The sequence below is a fragment of the Enterobacter adelaidei genome (assembly GCF_041937165.1).
Lineage (GTDB): Bacteria > Pseudomonadota > Gammaproteobacteria > Enterobacterales > Enterobacteriaceae > Enterobacter > Enterobacter adelaidei.
The window spans coordinates 556,276-572,768 of the sequence record NZ_CP154353.1 but is presented as its reverse complement, the minus strand read 5'-3'; the positions used below and the strand labels follow the sequence as shown (position 1 = coordinate 572,768).

Here is a 16,493-nt window from a genome sequence, read left to right as displayed (position 1 = left end):
ATGGGCAAGTTAGCGTTAGCGGCAAAAATTACCCACGTTCCGTCGATGTACCTTTCTGAGCTGCCGGGGAAAAACCACGGCTGCCGTCAGTCGGCCATCGACGGACACAAAGAGATCAGCAAGCGCTGCCGCGAGATGGGCGTCGATACCATTATCGTTTTCGACACCCACTGGCTGGTGAACAGCGCGTACCACATTAACTGTGCGGACCATTTTTCCGGCATCTACACCAGCAACGAACTGCCGCACTTTATCCGCGACATGACCTATGACTACGACGGTAACCCGGCGCTCGGCCAGCTTATCGCCGACGAAGCGGTGAAGCTTGGCGTGCGCGCCAAAGCGCACAACATCCCGAGCCTGAAGCTGGAGTACGGCACGCTGGTACCGATGCGCTACATGAACAGCGACAAGCACTTCAAAGTGATCTCCATTTCCGCGTTCTGCACCGTTCACGACTTTGCCGACAGCCGCAGGCTCGGCGAGGCCATCGTCAGCGCGATTGAGAAATACGACGGCACGGTCGCGGTGCTCGCCAGCGGGTCGCTGTCGCACCGCTTTATCGACGACCAGCGCGCGGAAGAAGGGATGAACAGCTACACCCGCGAGTTCGACCGCCAGATGGACGAGCGCGTGGTGAAGCTGTGGCGCGAAGGCCAGTTCAAAGAGTTTTGCAGCATGCTGCCGGAGTACGCCGACTACTGCTACGGCGAGGGCAATATGCACGACACGGTGATGCTGCTGGGGATGCTCGGCTGGGACAACTACGACGGCAAGGTGGAGTTTCTCACCGAGCTGTTTGCCAGCTCCGGCACCGGCCAGGTCAACGCTGTTTTCCCACTGCCCGCTTAAGGAGCCACCATGCCGCATTTTATCGCTGAATGTACCGACAATATCCGCGAGCAGGCCGACCTGCCGGGACTGTTCGCCAAAGTGAACGAGGCGCTGGCCGCCACGGGTATCTTCCCGCTCGGCGGTATCCGCAGCCGCGCGCACTGGCTGGATACCTGGCAGATGGCCGACGGCAAACATGATTACGCCTTTGTACACATGACCTTGAAAATCGGTGCCGGGCGAAGCCTGGAGAGCCGTGAGGCCGTGGGTGAGATGCTGTTTGAGCTTATCAAAACGCATTTCGCGGATCTGATGGCGGCTCGCTATCTGGCGCTGTCGTTTGAGCTCGACGAGCTTCACCCGACGCTCAATTACAAACAAAACAACGTGCACGCGTTGTTTAAGTAGACATCTTTTCGCCCGGTGGCGCTTCGCTTACCGGGCCTACAACGGCTCGAACGTAGGCCGGGTAAGCGAAGCGCCACCCGGCAACAGCCGCACAAAGGATACGCCATGCTCGATAAACACACCCATACCCTGATCGCCCATCGTCTGCACCAGGCGGAGCAATCCCGCGAGCAGATCCGCCAGGTCTCGCTGGACTACCCGACGATCACCATCGACGACGCCTACGCCGTGCAGCGCGAATGGGTCAGCCTGAAAATCGCCGAAGGCCGCGTACTGAAAGGCCACAAGATCGGCCTGACCTCCAAAGCGATGCAGGCCAGCTCGCAGATCAGCGAACCGGATTACGGCGCGCTGCTGGACGACATGTTCTTCCACGACGGCAGCGACATCCCTGTCGATCGCTTTATCGTGCCGCGCATCGAAGTGGAGCTGGCCTTCGTGCTGGCCAAACCGCTGCGCGGCCCGAACTGCACGATCTTCGACGTCTACAACGCTACGGATTACGTGATCCCGGCGCTGGAGCTGATCGACGCCCGCTGCCACAACATCGATCCCGACACCCAACGCCCGCGCAAAGTGTTCGACACCATCTCCGACAACGCCGCCAACGCTGGGGTGATCCTCGGTGGTCGCCCGATTAAACCCGACGAGCTGGATCTGCGCTGGATCTCCGCCCTGCTCTATCGTAACGGCGTGATCGAAGAGACCGGCGTCGCCGCAGGCGTGCTGAACCATCCGGCGAACGGCGTGGCGTGGCTGGCGAACAAACTGGCACCGTACGACGTGCAGCTTGAACCGGGGCAAATCATCCTCGGCGGTTCGTTTACCCGCCCGGTGGCTGCCAGCAAGGGCGATACCTTCCATGTCGACTACGGCAACATGGGCTCCATCAGTTGCCGCTTCGTCTAGGAGACAACCATGCAAAACGCATTCAAAGCGGCGCTGAAATCCGGAACGCCGCAAATTGGGTTATGGCTGGGGCTGACCAGCAGCTACAGCGCCGAACTGCTGGCAGGCGCGGGCTTCGACTGGCTGCTGATCGACGGTGAACACGCACCAAACAATGTGCAAACCATCTTAACGCAGCTACAGGCAATTGCGCCTTACGCCAGCCAGCCGGTCGTGCGCCCGTCGTGGAACGATCCCGTGCAGATCAAACAGCTGCTCGACGTGGGCGCACAAACCCTGCTGGTACCGATGGTGCAAAACGCCGATGAAGCCCGGCTGGCGGTAAGCGCTACCCGTTATCCCCCTGCGGGTATTCGCGGTGTGGGCAGTGCGCTGGCCCGTGCGTCGCGCTGGAACCGTATCCCGGATTACCTGCAACAGGCGAACGATGCCATGTGCGTACTGGTGCAAATCGAAACCCGCGAGGCGCTAAAAAATCTGCCGCAGATCCTGGACGTGGAAGGGGTCGACGGGGTGTTTATCGGCCCGGCGGATCTCAGCGCCGACATGGGTTTTGCGGGTAATCCGCAGCACCCGGACGTACAGGCCGCTATCGAACAGGCCATTGCCCAGATACGCGACGCAGGTAAAGCGCCCGGCATCCTGATGGCGAATGAAGCGCTGGCAAAACGCTACCTCGAACTCGGCGCACTGTTTGTCGCCGTCGGCGTTGATACCACCCTGCTCGCCCGCTGCGCCGAAGCCCTGGCTGCGAGATTTATCGAAAAACCGGTTACGTCAGTTAATAACAATAAATCCGTCTACTAAACGTAAGATCTGGAGCGCACCATGACGACCTCTACCCTGCAAAATAATAAAGCTGTTGAACATCGCGTCATTAACAAACTGTTCCGTCGCCTGATCGTGTTTCTCTTTATCCTGTTTGTCTTCTCGTTTCTCGACCGCATTAACATTGGCTTTGCCGGGCTGACGATGGGCAAAGATCTGGGCCTGACGTCCACCATGTTTGGCCTGGCGGCAACGCTGTTTTACGTCACCTACGTGCTGTGTGGGATCCCGAGCAACATCATGCTGGCAAAGATCGGCGCACGCCGCTGGATCGCCGGGATCATGGTGGTGTGGGGCATTGCCTCGACCTGCACCATGTTCGCCACCAGCCCTGAAACGCTCTACGTCCTACGAATGCTGGTCGGCATTGCCGAAGCCGGTTTTCTGCCGGGGATCCTGGTGTATCTCACCTGGTGGTTCCCGGCGTATCACCGTGCCCGCGCCAACGCGCTGTTTATGATTGCCATGCCGGTGACGATGATGCTCGGCTCGATCCTCTCCGGGTACATTCTGGCGATGGACGGGCTATGGAACCTGAAAGGCTGGCAGTGGCTGTTCCTGCTGGAAGGCCTGCCGTCCGTGGTGCTTGGCGTGGTGACCTGGTTCTTCCTTAACGACACGCCGGATCAGGCCACCTGGCTTGATGATGACGAAAAGCAGGCGCTCAAAACCATGATCGCCCGCGAGCAGGAGCTTGCCGTTGCGCATTCCGTCACGCCGCGCTCGACGCTGCGTGAAGTATTAACCCCTGCGGTGCTGCTCTACACCCTGGCCTATTTCTGTCTGACCAACACGCTGAGTGCAATCAACATCTGGACGCCGCAGATCCTGCAAAGCTTTAACAGCCACAGCAGCAATATCGTGATCGGCCTGCTGGCGGCGATCCCGCAGTTTTGTACCATCCTCGGGATGATCTGGTGGAGCCGCCGCTCCGACAGGCTGAAAGAGCGAAAAAAGCACACCATCCTGCCGTATCTCTTCGCGGCGGCGGGATGGATGCTGGCCTCGGCGACGGATCACAGTCTGATCCAACTACTTGGCATCATCATGGCCTCAACCGGATCGTTTACCGCCATGGCGATATTCTGGACCACGCCGGATCAGGTTATTAGCCTGCAATCCCGCGCGGTGGCACTGGCGGTGATCAATGCCATCGGCAACGTGGGATCTGCCGTCAGCCCGCTGCTGATCGGCATTCTGCGTGATGCGACAGGAAGCTTCAGTTCAGGGCTGTGGTTTGTCGCCGGGCTGCTGGTGGTCGGTGCGCTGGTATTAACACGCATCCCGATGGCGCACCGGGATCATCAGAGGAGCGGCCATGTGCCAGAGCCCCATCGCCAACATTGATATCAGCAAGGAGTACGACGAAAGTCTGGGCACCGACGATGTGCACTACCAGTCGTTCGCGCGCATGGCGGCCTTTTTTGGCCGCGACATGCAGGCGCATCGTCACGACCAGTATTTTCAGATGCACTTTCTTGATACCGGGCAGATTGAGCTTCAGCTCGACGATCACCGCTATTCGGTGCAGGCGCCGCTTTTCGTCCTTACGCCACCGTCGGTGCCGCACGCGTTTATCACCGAATCTGACAGCGACGGGCATGTCCTGACCGTGCGCGAGGATCTGATCTGGCCGCTGCTGGAAGTGCTCTACCCCGGCACGCGTGAAACGTTCGGCCTGCCGGGGATCTGCTTGTCCCTGGCCGACAAACCGGATGAACTGGCTGCGCTGAAACACTACTGGCGGCTGATCGAACGCGAATCCACGGAACAGCTGCCCGGACGTGAACATACGCTGGCACTTTTGGCACAGGCGGTGTTCACCCTACTGCTGCGCAACGCGAAGCTCGACGACCATGCTTCAGGCGGGATGCGCGGCGAGCTCAAACTTTTCCAGCGCTTTACGCAACTGATTGATGCGCACTACCACCAGCACTGGACGGTGCCGGAATATGCCAGCGAACTTCATCTCACCGAATCCCGTCTGACCGACATCTGCCGCCGCTTCGCCAACCGCCCGCCGAAGCGGCTGATCTTCGACCGCCAGCTGCGGGAAGCCAGGCGGTTGCTGCTCTTCTCCGACAGCGCGGTCAGTGAGATTGCCTGGCAGTTGGGGTTTAAAGATCCGGCCTATTTTGCCCGCTTTTTTAACCGGTTAGTGGGGTGCTCACCCAGCGCCTATCGGGCGCAGAAAGTACCGGTTTCCTGAACGCATCACGGTTCGTAGGGCGGGTAAGCGCAGCGCCACCCGCCAAAAAGCCGCACAGATCACAAAACCCCATCCCGCCCGAAAAGTACCCGCCGTTGTCCCAATCGTCCCTTCACGTCTCGCCGCTCTCACGCTTCAATTAAACAACAAAAACAAAACATAAATTTGACAACCCTATTCCGATACGAGGTCCCTATGAAGCCAGAAGATTTCCGCGCTGATGCCAAACGCCCGTTAACCGGCGAAGAGTATTTAAAAAGCCTGCAGGACGGTCGTGAGATTTATATCTACGGCGAGCGCGTCAAAGACGTCACCACCCACCCGGCATTTCGTAATGCGGCAGCCTCCATCGCGCAGATGTACGATGCCCTGCACAAGCCGGACATGCAGGACACGCTGTGCTGGGGTACCGATACGGGCAGTGGCGGCTATACCCATAAGTTCTTCCGCGTGGCGAAAAGTGCCGACGACCTGCGCCAGCAGCGTGATGCCATCGCCGAGTGGTCGCGCCTGAGCTACGGCTGGATGGGTCGCACGCCGGATTACAAAGCGGCATTTGGTTGCGCGCTCGGCGCTAACCCGGCCTTCTACGGTCAGTTCGAACAGAACGCTCGCAACTGGTACACCCGCATTCAGGAAACCGGCCTGTACTTCAACCACGCGATCGTTAACCCCCCGATCGATCGCCATAAACCCGCCGATGAAGTGAAAGATGTCTACATCAAGCTGGAGAAAGAGACCGACGCGGGAATTATCGTCAGCGGTGCGAAAGTGGTGGCAACCAACTCGGCGCTGACTCACTACAACATGATTGGCTTCGGCTCCGCGCAGGTGATGGGCGAAAACCCGGATTTCGCACTGATGTTCGTCGCCCCGATGGATGCCGAAGGCGTGAAGCTGATCTCCCGCGCCTCTTACGAGATGGTGGCAGGCGCAACAGGCTCCCCGTACGACTACCCGCTCTCCAGCCGCTTCGACGAGAACGACGCGATCCTGGTGATGGACAATGTGCTGATCCCGTGGGAAAACGTGCTGATCTACCGCGATTTCGACCGTTGCCGTCGCTGGACAATGGAAGGTGGCTTTGCCCGTATGTACCCGCTGCAGGCCTGCGTACGTCTGGCGGTGAAGCTCGACTTCATCACTGCCCTGCTGAAGAAATCCCTGGAGTGTACCGGTACCCTGGAGTTCCGCGGCGTGCAGGCAGATCTCGGCGAAGTGGTGGCCTGGCGCAACATGTTCTGGGCGCTGAGCGACTCCATGTGCTCTGAAGCCACGCCGTGGGTCAACGGTGCGTATCTGCCGGATCACGCCGCGCTGCAAACCTACCGCGTAATGGCACCGATGGCCTACGCGAAGATCAAGAACATCATCGAACGTAACGTGACGTCCGGTCTGATCTACCTGCCGTCCAGTGCCCGGGATCTGAACAACCCGCAGATCGACCAGTATCTGGCGAAATACGTGCGCGGCTCCAACGGTATGGATCACGTCGAACGCATCAAGATTTTAAAACTGATGTGGGACGCCATCGGCAGCGAATTTGGCGGCCGTCACGAGCTGTACGAAATCAACTACTCCGGTAGCCAGGATGAGATCCGCCTGCAGTGTCTGCGTCAGGCGCAGAGCTCCGGCAACATGGACAAGATGATGGCAATGGTCGACCGCTGCATGTCCGAGTACGACCAACACGGCTGGACGGTGCCGCACCTGCACAACAACAGCGATATCAACATGCTGGATAAGCTGCTGAAATAACGCAGCGGGAGATGACAATGCAATCAGAACAACGTCTGCGTTTTCGCGATGCGATGGCCAGTCTGTCGGCCGCAGTGAATGTTATCACCACCGAGGGTGAAGCTGGTCGCTGCGGGATCACCGCCACCGCCGTCTGCTCGGTAACGGACACGCCACCATCGCTGATGGTGTGCATCAACGCCAATAGCGCCATGAACCCGGTATTTCAGGGCAACGGCAGGCTGTGCGTTAACGTGCTGAACCACGAGCAGGAGATCATGGCTCGCCACTTCGCCGGAATGACCGGTATGGCCATGGAGGAGCGCTTTGCGCTCTCCTGCTGGCAGAACGGTGCGCTGGCACAACCGGTGCTGAAAGGCGCGCTGGCCAGCCTTGAGGGCGAGATAAGCCAGGTGCAAACCATCGGTACGCATCTTGTCTATCTCGTTGAAATTAAAAATATCATTCTGAGTGACGCGGAACATGGCCTGATCTACTTCAAACGCCGTTTTCACCCGGTCATGATGGAGACGGAAGCCGCAGTATAACCCCTATCGCGCTGGCCTTTTTTTCCGGCCAGCGCCGCTTTCCACAAAAATTCCTAAGGTTTCCACTAAATCACGCCGTTATATAACCATAAGATAAATTTTCTGTGCCTGAATACTGACATCTGTTGTCAGTGCCATCCGCATCATTCAGCGCATACACAAATATACAGGATGACCTTATGGCTAAAACGACGCGGAGCCGCTCGGCTGAACGTCTGGTCGATATTCTGGTTGAACTACATTTAAACGGTGTGGTAAACCGCAGTGCGCTAATGGAAAAATTTAAAATTACCGAGCGTACCGTCTACCGGGATTTAAATGCACTCTCTCCGATTGTTGAACATACCGGTAATGGGCTATATCGACTGATCCATTCTTCACAATCTCCCGGCGGACAAGGATTACATCACTCACTGGCTAACTTCCTGAATGCTGATAGCTTTTTCCCTGAAAGAAATACGGAATTCTGGCAGAAACTTGAAACACGCGTTGACGAAAACCATATTCTTATCCTTGGGAATGAAGCAGAACACACGGTACAACGCGATATTCGTCGTCATTTAGCGAAAATCGAGAAATCGATTAAGAACCATAATGTTTGCCAGATCGTTTATAAGAGTAAAACCCGCCTGATTAATCCCTATAAACTGATTAACAAAAAAAATATATGGTATTTACAAGCCACCGAGAATGGCAGACTGAAATCCTTCTCATTGAGTCAGATTAGCTGGCTTGATATTCATACGACCACCTTCACTCCTGAAGAGAATGCCCGCGAGCTGCTGGAAAAAAGCCTCGACCCCTGGGTGTCGGAAGATACTTTCGCAGTGAAAATATTTATTAAAAATAATATTTCACATTACTTCCTGCGCCGCGATCTCCTGCCGGAGCAAGAGTTGCTGGAGGAGCAACACGGCGGCGTCACGCTGCGCTGTCAGGCGGCACACGAAAATCAGATCTTGCCGCTGCTTTTCTACTGGCTGCCAGACATTCAGATCCTGGAGCCGAGCTGGCTTAAGGAGAAACTCATCCGAACACTGGAAAGCTACCTGGCAATGGAGAGCAGCGCGCATAACCAAGTGATCTCAATCACATAATTCCGACCGCTGGCGGCGAACCGGAACCACTCGCCGCCACCTTTGACCGCTTACCTGGCACTTTCAACCACTCATCCATTTACCCTCCTTTACACACGCGACGTTCTGGCAAGATCCCACCAGCATTAATCAACACCTCCTCACAACGAACCCTGACCCTTTTTTCTTTACATAAAAAACCAGGTCTATTATGGATACTAAAAAACTACTGAAGCACGTGCCCTGGGCCTTACTCGGGATCCTCGGCGCTTTTTGTCTGGCGGTTGTCGCATTACGCCGGGGCGAACACGTAAGCGCCCTGTGGATCGTGGTCGCGTCGGTTTCCGTCTATCTTGTTGCTTATCGCTACTACAGCTTGTACATCGCGCAGAAGGTCATGAAGCTCGACCCGACGCGCGCCACTCCGGCGGTCATTAACAATGACGGCCTGAACTATGTGCCAACCAACCGCTACGTGCTGTTTGGTCACCACTTTGCCGCTATCGCTGGCGCAGGCCCCCTGGTCGGCCCGGTACTGGCCGCGCAGATGGGTTACCTGCCTGGCACCCTGTGGCTGCTCGCCGGTGTCGTGCTGGCGGGTGCGGTGCAGGACTTTATGGTGCTGTTTATCTCTTCTCGTCGTAACGGTGCCTCTCTGGGTGAGATGGTCAAAGAAGAGATGGGCCGCGTGCCGGGGACTATCGCCCTGTTCGGCTGCTTCCTGATTATGATCATCATCCTCGCGGTGCTTGCTCTGATCGTGGTGAAAGCCCTGGCTGAGAGTCCGTGGGGTGTCTTCACCGTCTGCTCTACCGTGCCGATTGCGCTGTTCATGGGTATCTACATGCGCTTCCTGCGCCCTGGACGCGTAGGTGAAGTATCGGTGATTGGTATCGTGCTACTGGTGGCCTCCATCTACTTCGGTGGCGTGATTGCTCACGACCCGTACTGGGGCCCGGCGCTGACCTTCAAGGACACCACCATCACCTTCGCGCTGATCGGTTATGCGTTTATCTCCGCTCTGCTGCCGGTATGGCTGATTCTGGCTCCGCGTGACTACCTGGCGACCTTCCTGAAAATCGGCGTGATCGTCGGTCTGGCGATCGGTATCCTGGTGATTAACCCGGATCTGAAAATGCCAGCAGTGACGCAGTACATCGACGGTACTGGCCCACTGTGGAAAGGCGCGCTGTTCCCGTTCCTGTTCATCACCATCGCGTGTGGTGCAGTTTCAGGCTTCCACGCGCTGATCTCTTCAGGTACCACACCTAAGCTGCTGGCGAACGAGAAAGACGCACGTCTGATCGGTTACGGTGCCATGCTGATGGAATCCTTCGTGGCGATCATGGCGCTGGTTGCTGCGTCCATTATCGAACCGGGTCTCTACTTCGCGATGAACACGCCTCCGGCGGGTCTGGGCATTACCATGCCAAACCTGCATGAGATGGGTGGTGACAACGCGGCGCTGATTATGGCGCAGTTGAAAGACGCAAGCGCACATGCTGCAGCGACCGTCAGCTCCTGGGGCTTCGTGATTTCGCCTGAGCAGATCATGCAGACCGCGAAAGACATCGGCGAACCGTCCGTGCTGAACCGTGCAGGTGGTGCTCCAACGCTGGCTGTCGGTATCGCGCACGTGTTCCACAAAGTGCTGCCATGGGCGGACATGGGCTTCTGGTACCACTTCGGTATTCTGTTTGAAGCCCTGTTCATCCTGACCGCGCTGGACGCCGGTACCCGTGCAGGCCGCTTCATGCTGCAGGATCTGCTGGGTAACTTCGTGCCGTTCCTGAAGAAAACCGACTCTCTGGTTGCGGGCGTTCTGGGCACGGCGGGTTGTGTTGGCCTGTGGGGTTACCTGCTGTATCAGGGCGTTGTCGACCCACTGGGCGGCGTGAAGAGCCTGTGGCCGCTGTTCGGTATCTCTAACCAGATGCTCGCAGCCGTTGCTCTGGTGCTCGGCACCGTTGTCCTCGTGAAGATGAAACGCACCAAATACATCTGGGTCACCGTGGTCCCTGCGCTGTGGCTGCTGCTCTGCACCACCTGGGCACTTGGCCTGAAACTGTTCAGTGCCAACCCGCAGCTGGAAGGCTTCTTCTTTATGGCTAACCAGTACAAAGAGAAGATTGCCTCAGGCGGCGCAGACCTGACTGCGCAGCAGATTGCCAACATGAACCATATCGTGGTGAACAACTACACCAACGCGGGCCTGAGCATTCTGTTCCTGGTGGTGGTGTACAGCATCATCTTCTACGGCATCAAAACCTGGCTGAAAGTGCGTAACGCCGAGGGTCGTACGGATAAAGAAACCCCGTATGTGCCGGTGCCGGAAGGCGGCGTGAAGACCTCTTCACACCATTAATCCGCAATCCTCCCCCTCTCCCACAGGGAGAGGGCCGGGGTGAGGGGACACAACGCCCAGCGGTCTTACCTCGCTGGGCTTTTTCTTATCAGGATGCGTTATGTTTGGTAACTTAGGCGAAGCAAAAAAATACCTCGGTCAGGCGGCGAAAATGCTGATTGGCATTCCGGACTATGACAACTACGTTGAGCATATGAAGACCAATCATCCGGATAAGCCGTACATGACCTACACCGAATTCTTCCGCGAGCGTCAGGAAGCGCGCTACGGCGGAAGTGGAGAAGGCGGCGTCCGCTGCTGCTAAAGGAGACACCATGACCCCGATTGCCGTCACCCTGCTGACCGGTTTCCTCGGCGCAGGTAAAACCACCCTGCTGCGCCATATTCTGAACGAGCAGCACGGCTTCAAAATCGCCGTTATCGAAAACGAGTTTGGCGAAGTTTCGGTAGACGATCAGCTGATCGGCGATCGCGCCACGCAGATCAAAACCCTGACCAACGGCTGCATCTGCTGCACCCGCTCTAACGAACTGGAAGACGCTCTGCTGGACCTGCTCGACAGCCGCGATCGTGGTGACATCAATTTCGACCGCCTGGTGATTGAATGCACCGGCATGGCTGACCCCGGCCCAATTATTCAGACCTTTTTCGCCCATGAGATCCTCTGCCAGCGCTACCTGCTGGACGGCGTGATTGCGCTTGTCGATGCCGTCCACGCCGACGAGCAGATGAACCAGTTCACCATTGCTCAGTCTCAGGTGGGTTATGCCGACCGCATTCTGCTGACCAAAACCGACGTGGCGGGCGAGAGCGAAAAACTGCGCGAGCGCCTGACGCGCATCAACTCCCGCGCCCCGATTTACACGGTGACGCACGGTGATATCGACCTGTCTCAGCTGTTCAACACCAACGGCTTTATGCTGGAAGAGAATGTCACCTCGAAGCCGCGCTTCCACTTTATGGGAGATAAGCAAAACGACGTGGCGTCGATTGTGGTGGAGCTGGATTATCCGGTGGACATCGGCGAGGTTTCGCGAGTGATGGAGAACCTGCTGCTGTCGTTTGCCGACAAGCTGCTGCGCTACAAAGGGATGCTGTGGATACACGGTGAACCAAACCGCCTGCTGTTCCAGGGTGTACAGCGTTTATATAGCGCCGACTGGGACAGGCCGTGGGGTGAGGAAACGCCACACAGCGTGATGGTGTTTATTGGCATCCAGCTGCCGGAAGAGGAAATTCGGGCGGCATTTGCGGGACTACAGAAATAAACGCTATGCATCCCCTCTGCCCAGTAATTTATTAACCTGAAGCGATGAGCTTTGTATCAGGAAAATGAATAAATTACAGCGATGTCCTGGTCCGGCTGTAAATCGCCGAGGCGTTTCCGTAAGGCCGGGGCGAGGCGCAGGGATGCGCCGAGAGGGTGTGGCCTGCAGGGATGCAGGCTCATGCCCGACCCGATAGCCTGAAGGAATAAGCTGAGGGCACCGCGAAGCGGCGATTTACCGCCGGGAGCCCGGGTCGCCAGGGTGGTGGCGAGTGAGCCACCCTGGCACGTTCACAGGTCATGCCGTTACAGAGTAGCAAGGAACATAAAGTGAACGGAATAACCTCCACAGCCGTATGTTCCCCCTCACCCCAGCCCTCTCCCTCAAGGGAGAGGGGGCCGTCTGTGCAGGCATTATTTTGTGGGGATACTTATTTCACCGCCTCCGGCAGCGTCACAATCCACAACTCACTGTCTGACTCCGGCTTCTTCAGCGGCTTCACGCTGAGCGTGGTTTCCACCGGTTTATCATCCAGCGTCAGCTTACCTTCTGCGTTCACCCGATAATCCTTGAGCTTCTTGCCCTCGACCGGGTTTTGCATCGCCACCTTTACGCCAAAGTCGTTATCGTTCGCCACTGCCAGCGTTTTGCTGTCGATCAGCGCCAGCCCTTCGGCCTTCTCCTGCTGCCAGCCGAGGGCGCGTAAATCAACGACCTGCGTTTTCACCGCAAGGGTTATGCCGCGCTGCGCCAGGGTCTTCTCATCATCAAACTCCGGGTACTCGCCCGGTTTGTCAAAGGCGGAAAGGTCGCTCGCCTTGCTGAGATCCACCTTGTAGATCAGGTTACGCATCCCGTCGTTTTTATCGCTTCCCTGCTCAATCAGCAGGATGTGCTGGTCATCGAGCGCCACAATGTCGCCAATTTTGGCATCACTGTTTTTACTGTAGGCGGAGCTGTCGATGGGATAGCCGTACATCGCGGTTTTCCCGGTCGCCGGGTCGAAGCTCACCAGACGCGTAAACAGCGCCTGTTTTTTACTTTTACCGTCGATATCCAGCGTGCTTTGCACAGCGGCAATAATGCGTCCGTCAGGCATGCGGGTCAGGCCTTCAAAGCCCCGGTTCGGTTGACGCCATTTGATAATGTTTGGCAGACCGCCCGCGATGGATTTTTCCCCTTCCGCCGCCTGCGGCCCATGAATAGCCAGGATTTTCCCACTACTGTCGACGTTTATCAGGAACGGACCATACTCGTCGCACAGCCAGTATCCGCCTTTGCCGTCCGGCGTGATGCCTTCCGTGTCCAGCCCGCGGTTGTCACCCTTCAGCGTCTTTAACGTGTCGCTGAATGCCACTTCATTGGTGGAGCCAATCACGCCGCTTTGCAGCGGTAGCCCGTTAATCTCGCCTTTATCGTCGTGCAGAGGGCGGGCATCAATGGCCTCGGCTTTACCGTCTTGTACACGGATGGTCATCAGCAGCGGCGCGAAATCCGGCGTAACAAAAATTTTGGCTTCGTTTTTACCCATTTTTGGCGCGTCCGCATTCGGACCGCGATCGGTAACCGTCACGAAGGTCAGCGCATCGCCCTGCTTGCCGGTGAACAACAGGCCAGAACCGATTCCGACAGGAAGTCCATGCGGGAAAGCATCAGCAAACGCCCCGCTGTAGTTCACGTGGGAGCCTTCGGGAAAGCTAACGACATAGTGTTCAGCCGTGGGCTGCGCCGCCAGGCCAGAGAAAGAGAGCGCACAACCGATAAGTACAGGAATAATTTTTCTTTTCATATTGTTAGCATCCATAGAGTGAAGCCAACACCGTAAAGAATCAACGTGTCAGAAAAATGACATTGCGAGGAAACAGGGCCGAGCAGTTGAACGTATAGTCAGCGCCAGAAATGTAATTTTTTGTGGTTTTGTATGACACCTGAAACATTTCTGGAAATTATTAGAAATGCCATTAATGCATTCCGAATGATTATCCCCGCCTCGTTCAGTTTATGTTTAGTCAAAAAATTAAACTGTTCTTAAACAGCAGAAAATCACGCGTTGACACCCCTAAAACAAAACACCTTCATAACAATTTGAGCAATAAAATTAACATTTACAGTATAAAAAGTTGATCCGAACCACATTTGCAGTCATAAACATCGCTTGTTAAGGTGCCGTAAGATTAATTTGATGACGAGGCATAAAACATGAAAAAACTGAATATTCTTCTTCTTTCTGCTCTGACCGCTATCTCGGGTTCCGCACTGGCGATGGGTGGCAGCATTGAGCAGGGTAAAAACTTTACCAACCTCAATCTGGAAATGGGTAAATCCTCGTCTGGCCTGTATGCCGAAAGCAACTGGCTTAAAAACACTGACGACGGCACCCAGACAGGTGGCGTGGGTGCAGGTTACAACCTGGAAGTCGGCCCGGTCATGCTGAATGCGGGCGCGAAGGCGATCTACCTTGGCCCGAAAAAAGGCGATAACGGCGTGGCGTTCCCGATTGGTGGCGGCGTTAACGTTGCCCTGACCGACAGCATTCACGTATTTGGTGAAGGTTATGTCGCGCCAGAAGGTCTGAACAACAGCGTGAAAAACTACGTTGAAGCCAATGGCGGCGTAAGCTGGACGCCAATTACGCCAGTGACCCTGAAAGTGGGTTACCGTCACGTGAGCGTAGATGGCAAAGACGGCCGTCCTGGCCATACGCTGATTGACGGCGCCTATGTGGGCGGCGGCGTGAGCTTCTAAGGCTCCGCACAGATAAAAAACCTGCCGTCTGGCAGGTTTTTTATTACCTCTTACTTACGCACTACTACCAGCTTCTGGTTCACAAACTCTTTGATCCCCAGATCCGACAGCTCGCGTCCGTAGCCGGAGCGCTTCACCCCGCCGAACGGCAGCTCTGGCGCGGTATCGGTGAGCCAGTTGATATACACCATCCCTGTTTCAATCCGCGACGCCATTTTCTTCGCGCGCTCGATATTCTGACTGAATACCGCCCCGCCCAGGCCGTAGTGGGAGTCGTTGGCCAACGCAACCGCCTCGTCATCGTTTTTCACCACGAACATCTGCGCCACCGGGCCGAAGAACTCTTCGAAATACGCCGGGTTGTCGCGCGAGATAGTCGTCAGGATCGTCGGCTCGAAGAAACTCCCGTCTCGCGGCACCGGTTTGCCGCCATAGTGCAGCGTCGCACCGTTTTTCACCGCTTCGTTAACCTGTCTGGTCAGCGTTTCCAGGGCATCTTTAGACGACAGCGGCCCCAGCGTGGTGCTTTCGTCCAGCGGATCGCCAATCTTCACCTGCTTAAACGCCTCGGTGAATTTGCTGAGGAAGGCATCTGCAATTTTCTCGTGCAGGATAAAGCGCTTCGCCGCGGTGCAGACCTGCCCGGCGTTGTTGAGTCGCGCATTCACACCAATCTTCACGGCTTTGTCCAGGTCCGCATCATCAAGCACCACGAAGACGTCGTTACCACCTAGCTCAAGGGTCGATTTCTTAATGTGCTTCGCCGCCTGCGCAGCCACGACGCTACCGGCTTTTTCGGAACCGGTCAGCGCGGCGCCCTGCACGCGATCGTCGGCGATGATGTTCGCCACCTGATCGGACGAGATAAACAGGTTAGTCCACGCCCCTTCCGGTGCCCCCGCTTCGCGCACCAGATGGGCAAACGCCTCGGCGCAGTGCGGCACGATGCTGGCATGTTTTGCCAGCACGGGGTTACCCGCCGCCAGGTTCGGCGCCAGAACGCGCATTAGCTGGTAATACGGGAAGTTCCACGGCTCGACGGCCATCAGCACGCCGATGGGGTGATACTCCACCCACGCTTCCCCGAGTTCAGACTCATACTTCACCGGGGCCAGGAATTGTTTCGCGTTATCAGCATAATAGCGGGCGATTTTCGCACACAGCTTCACCTCACCGCGGCTCTGTTCGATGAGCTTACCCATCTCCTGGCTGGCGATTTTAGCCAGCTCCTCGGTGCGCTGGTCGATCAGGTCGGCAAGCTTATGCAGTACCGGGAGGCGCTGGCTGATGTCGCCTTTCGCCCATTCTGAATGGTAGAGCGCATCGGCCGCCTTCAGTGCTGCTTCGATATCCGCGTCGGTATGAGAGGGGTATTCTTTGATGAGCTGGTTAGTGGCAGGATTTACTGTCTGATAAGCCATGTCGAATCTCCTTGTTTTACCGCTTAGGGTATTAAGGGTAGTCAACGTGACTGGCTATGGACGTAAAGTTGGGTATATCCGGAAGGTTCTTAATGAAGCGCTGCCAGACGGTTGTTTGACGTGGTATAAAAAACCTCCAGAAGGA

Annotated in this window: 15 protein-coding genes; 13 read left to right on the top strand and 2 right to left on the bottom strand. The window is 56.6% G+C overall.

Annotation, left to right across the window (positions count from 1 at the left end):
- The 12 genes from hpaD to yjiA all read left to right on the top strand — a co-directional run bounded on the left by hpaD (window position 1) and on the right by yjiA (window position 12,182).
- Window positions 1-852, top strand: a complete 852-nt coding sequence (gene hpaD, locus AAHF05_RS02850; protein ID WP_129324067.1) for a 3,4-dihydroxyphenylacetate 2,3-dioxygenase — start codon at window positions 1-3, stop codon at window positions 850-852.
- A 9-nt stretch (window positions 853-861) separates the two neighbouring features.
- Window positions 862-1,242, top strand: coding sequence for a 5-carboxymethyl-2-hydroxymuconate Delta-isomerase (locus AAHF05_RS02845; protein ID WP_049007411.1), 381 nt, complete (start codon window positions 862-864; stop codon window positions 1,240-1,242).
- A 105-nt stretch (window positions 1,243-1,347) separates the two neighbouring features.
- Window positions 1,348-2,151: a 2-oxo-hept-4-ene-1,7-dioate hydratase gene (gene hpaH, locus AAHF05_RS02840; RefSeq protein ID WP_129324068.1), complete on the top strand. Its 804-nt coding sequence runs from the start codon at window positions 1,348-1,350 to the stop codon at window positions 2,149-2,151.
- 9 nt (window positions 2,152-2,160) lie between these two features.
- On the top strand, window positions 2,161-2,958 hold the full coding sequence (gene hpaI / locus AAHF05_RS02835; RefSeq protein ID WP_129324069.1) for a 4-hydroxy-2-oxoheptanedioate aldolase: 798 nt from the start codon (window positions 2,161-2,163) through the stop codon (window positions 2,956-2,958).
- A gap of 21 nt (window positions 2,959-2,979) precedes the next feature.
- Window positions 2,980-4,326: a 4-hydroxyphenylacetate permease gene (hpaX, locus tag AAHF05_RS02830; RefSeq protein WP_129324070.1), complete on the top strand. Its 1,347-nt coding sequence runs from the start codon at window positions 2,980-2,982 to the stop codon at window positions 4,324-4,326.
- Window positions 4,298-5,188, top strand: a complete 891-nt coding sequence (gene hpaA / locus AAHF05_RS02825) for a 4-hydroxyphenylacetate catabolism regulatory protein HpaA (RefSeq protein WP_129324071.1) — start codon at window positions 4,298-4,300, stop codon at window positions 5,186-5,188. Before hpaX ends, hpaA begins: the two co-directional genes overlap by 29 nt.
- 195 nt (window positions 5,189-5,383) lie before the next feature.
- Window positions 5,384-6,946 (top strand): 4-hydroxyphenylacetate 3-monooxygenase, oxygenase component, encoded by a 1,563-nt coding sequence (gene hpaB, locus AAHF05_RS02820; RefSeq protein WP_028015397.1) that lies wholly within the window; start codon window positions 5,384-5,386, stop codon window positions 6,944-6,946.
- 17 nt (window positions 6,947-6,963) lie between these two features.
- The gene (locus AAHF05_RS02815; RefSeq protein WP_028016553.1) at window positions 6,964-7,473 is read left to right on the top strand and encodes a 4-hydroxyphenylacetate 3-monooxygenase reductase subunit; all 510 of its coding nucleotides are present in this window, start codon (window positions 6,964-6,966) and stop codon (window positions 7,471-7,473) included.
- Between the two features lie 179 nt (window positions 7,474-7,652).
- Window positions 7,653-8,570, top strand: coding sequence for a YafY family protein (locus AAHF05_RS02810; RefSeq protein ID WP_028016552.1), 918 nt, complete (start codon window positions 7,653-7,655; stop codon window positions 8,568-8,570).
- A gap of 190 nt (window positions 8,571-8,760) precedes the next feature.
- Window positions 8,761-10,914: a carbon starvation CstA family protein gene (locus AAHF05_RS02805; protein WP_129324072.1), complete on the top strand. Its 2,154-nt coding sequence runs from the start codon at window positions 8,761-8,763 to the stop codon at window positions 10,912-10,914.
- A gap of 100 nt (window positions 10,915-11,014) precedes the next feature.
- Window positions 11,015-11,218, top strand: coding sequence for a YbdD/YjiX family protein (locus AAHF05_RS02800; protein ID WP_003856610.1), 204 nt, complete (start codon window positions 11,015-11,017; stop codon window positions 11,216-11,218).
- Window positions 11,219-11,228: 10 nt separating this feature from the next.
- On the top strand, window positions 11,229-12,182 hold the full coding sequence (yjiA, locus tag AAHF05_RS02795) for a GTPase (RefSeq protein WP_332615457.1): 954 nt from the start codon (window positions 11,229-11,231) through the stop codon (window positions 12,180-12,182).
- A 430-nt stretch (window positions 12,183-12,612) separates the two neighbouring features.
- On the opposite strand, the gene AAHF05_RS02790 is transcribed toward yjiA, so the two are convergent.
- Entirely contained in the window at window positions 12,613-13,971 is a 1,359-nt protein-coding gene (locus tag AAHF05_RS02790; RefSeq protein WP_129324074.1) for an esterase-like activity of phytase family protein, read from the bottom strand.
- A 410-nt stretch (window positions 13,972-14,381) separates the two neighbouring features.
- Between AAHF05_RS02790 and AAHF05_RS02785 the strand changes: the two genes are divergently transcribed.
- Window positions 14,382-14,927, top strand: a complete 546-nt coding sequence (locus tag AAHF05_RS02785; RefSeq protein ID WP_028016547.1) for a YfaZ family outer membrane protein — start codon at window positions 14,382-14,384, stop codon at window positions 14,925-14,927.
- Window positions 14,928-14,977: 50 nt separating this feature from the next.
- On the opposite strand, the gene AAHF05_RS02780 is transcribed toward AAHF05_RS02785, so the two are convergent.
- The gene (locus AAHF05_RS02780; RefSeq protein WP_028016546.1) at window positions 14,978-16,348 is read right to left on the bottom strand and encodes an NAD-dependent succinate-semialdehyde dehydrogenase; all 1,371 of its coding nucleotides are present in this window, start codon (window positions 16,346-16,348) and stop codon (window positions 14,978-14,980) included.
- Window positions 16,349-16,493 lie beyond the last annotated feature (145 nt).

What these genes read in the sequence shown, in the direction of transcription:
- AAHF05_RS02845 (WP_049007411.1), top strand. Translation starts at nt 862, where the DNA reads ATGCCGCATTTTATCGCTGAATGTACCGACAATATCCGCGAGCAGGCC.
- hpaD (WP_129324067.1), top strand. Translation starts at nt 1, where the DNA reads ATGGGCAAGTTAGCGTTAGCGGCAAAAATTACCCACGTTCCGTCGATG.
- AAHF05_RS02810 (WP_028016552.1), top strand. Translation starts at nt 7,653, where the DNA reads ATGGCTAAAACGACGCGGAGCCGCTCGGCTGAACGTCTGGTCGATATT.
- AAHF05_RS02815 (WP_028016553.1), top strand. Translation starts at nt 6,964, where the DNA reads ATGCAATCAGAACAACGTCTGCGTTTTCGCGATGCGATGGCCAGTCTG.
- AAHF05_RS02805 (WP_129324072.1), top strand. Translation starts at nt 8,761, where the DNA reads ATGGATACTAAAAAACTACTGAAGCACGTGCCCTGGGCCTTACTCGGG.
- hpaX (WP_129324070.1), top strand. Translation starts at nt 2,980, where the DNA reads ATGACGACCTCTACCCTGCAAAATAATAAAGCTGTTGAACATCGCGTC.
- hpaB (WP_028015397.1), top strand. Translation starts at nt 5,384, where the DNA reads ATGAAGCCAGAAGATTTCCGCGCTGATGCCAAACGCCCGTTAACCGGC.
- AAHF05_RS02790 (WP_129324074.1), bottom strand. Translation starts at nt 13,971, where the DNA reads ATGAAAAGAAAAATTATTCCTGTACTTATCGGTTGTGCGCTCTCTTTC.
- AAHF05_RS02780 (WP_028016546.1), bottom strand. Translation starts at nt 16,348, where the DNA reads ATGGCTTATCAGACAGTAAATCCTGCCACTAACCAGCTCATCAAAGAA.
- hpaA (WP_129324071.1), top strand. Translation starts at nt 4,298, where the DNA reads ATGTGCCAGAGCCCCATCGCCAACATTGATATCAGCAAGGAGTACGAC.
- AAHF05_RS02785 (WP_028016547.1), top strand. Translation starts at nt 14,382, where the DNA reads ATGAAAAAACTGAATATTCTTCTTCTTTCTGCTCTGACCGCTATCTCG.
- hpaH (WP_129324068.1), top strand. Translation starts at nt 1,348, where the DNA reads ATGCTCGATAAACACACCCATACCCTGATCGCCCATCGTCTGCACCAG.
- hpaI (WP_129324069.1), top strand. Translation starts at nt 2,161, where the DNA reads ATGCAAAACGCATTCAAAGCGGCGCTGAAATCCGGAACGCCGCAAATT.
- AAHF05_RS02800 (WP_003856610.1), top strand. Translation starts at nt 11,015, where the DNA reads ATGTTTGGTAACTTAGGCGAAGCAAAAAAATACCTCGGTCAGGCGGCG.
- yjiA (WP_332615457.1), top strand. Translation starts at nt 11,229, where the DNA reads ATGACCCCGATTGCCGTCACCCTGCTGACCGGTTTCCTCGGCGCAGGT.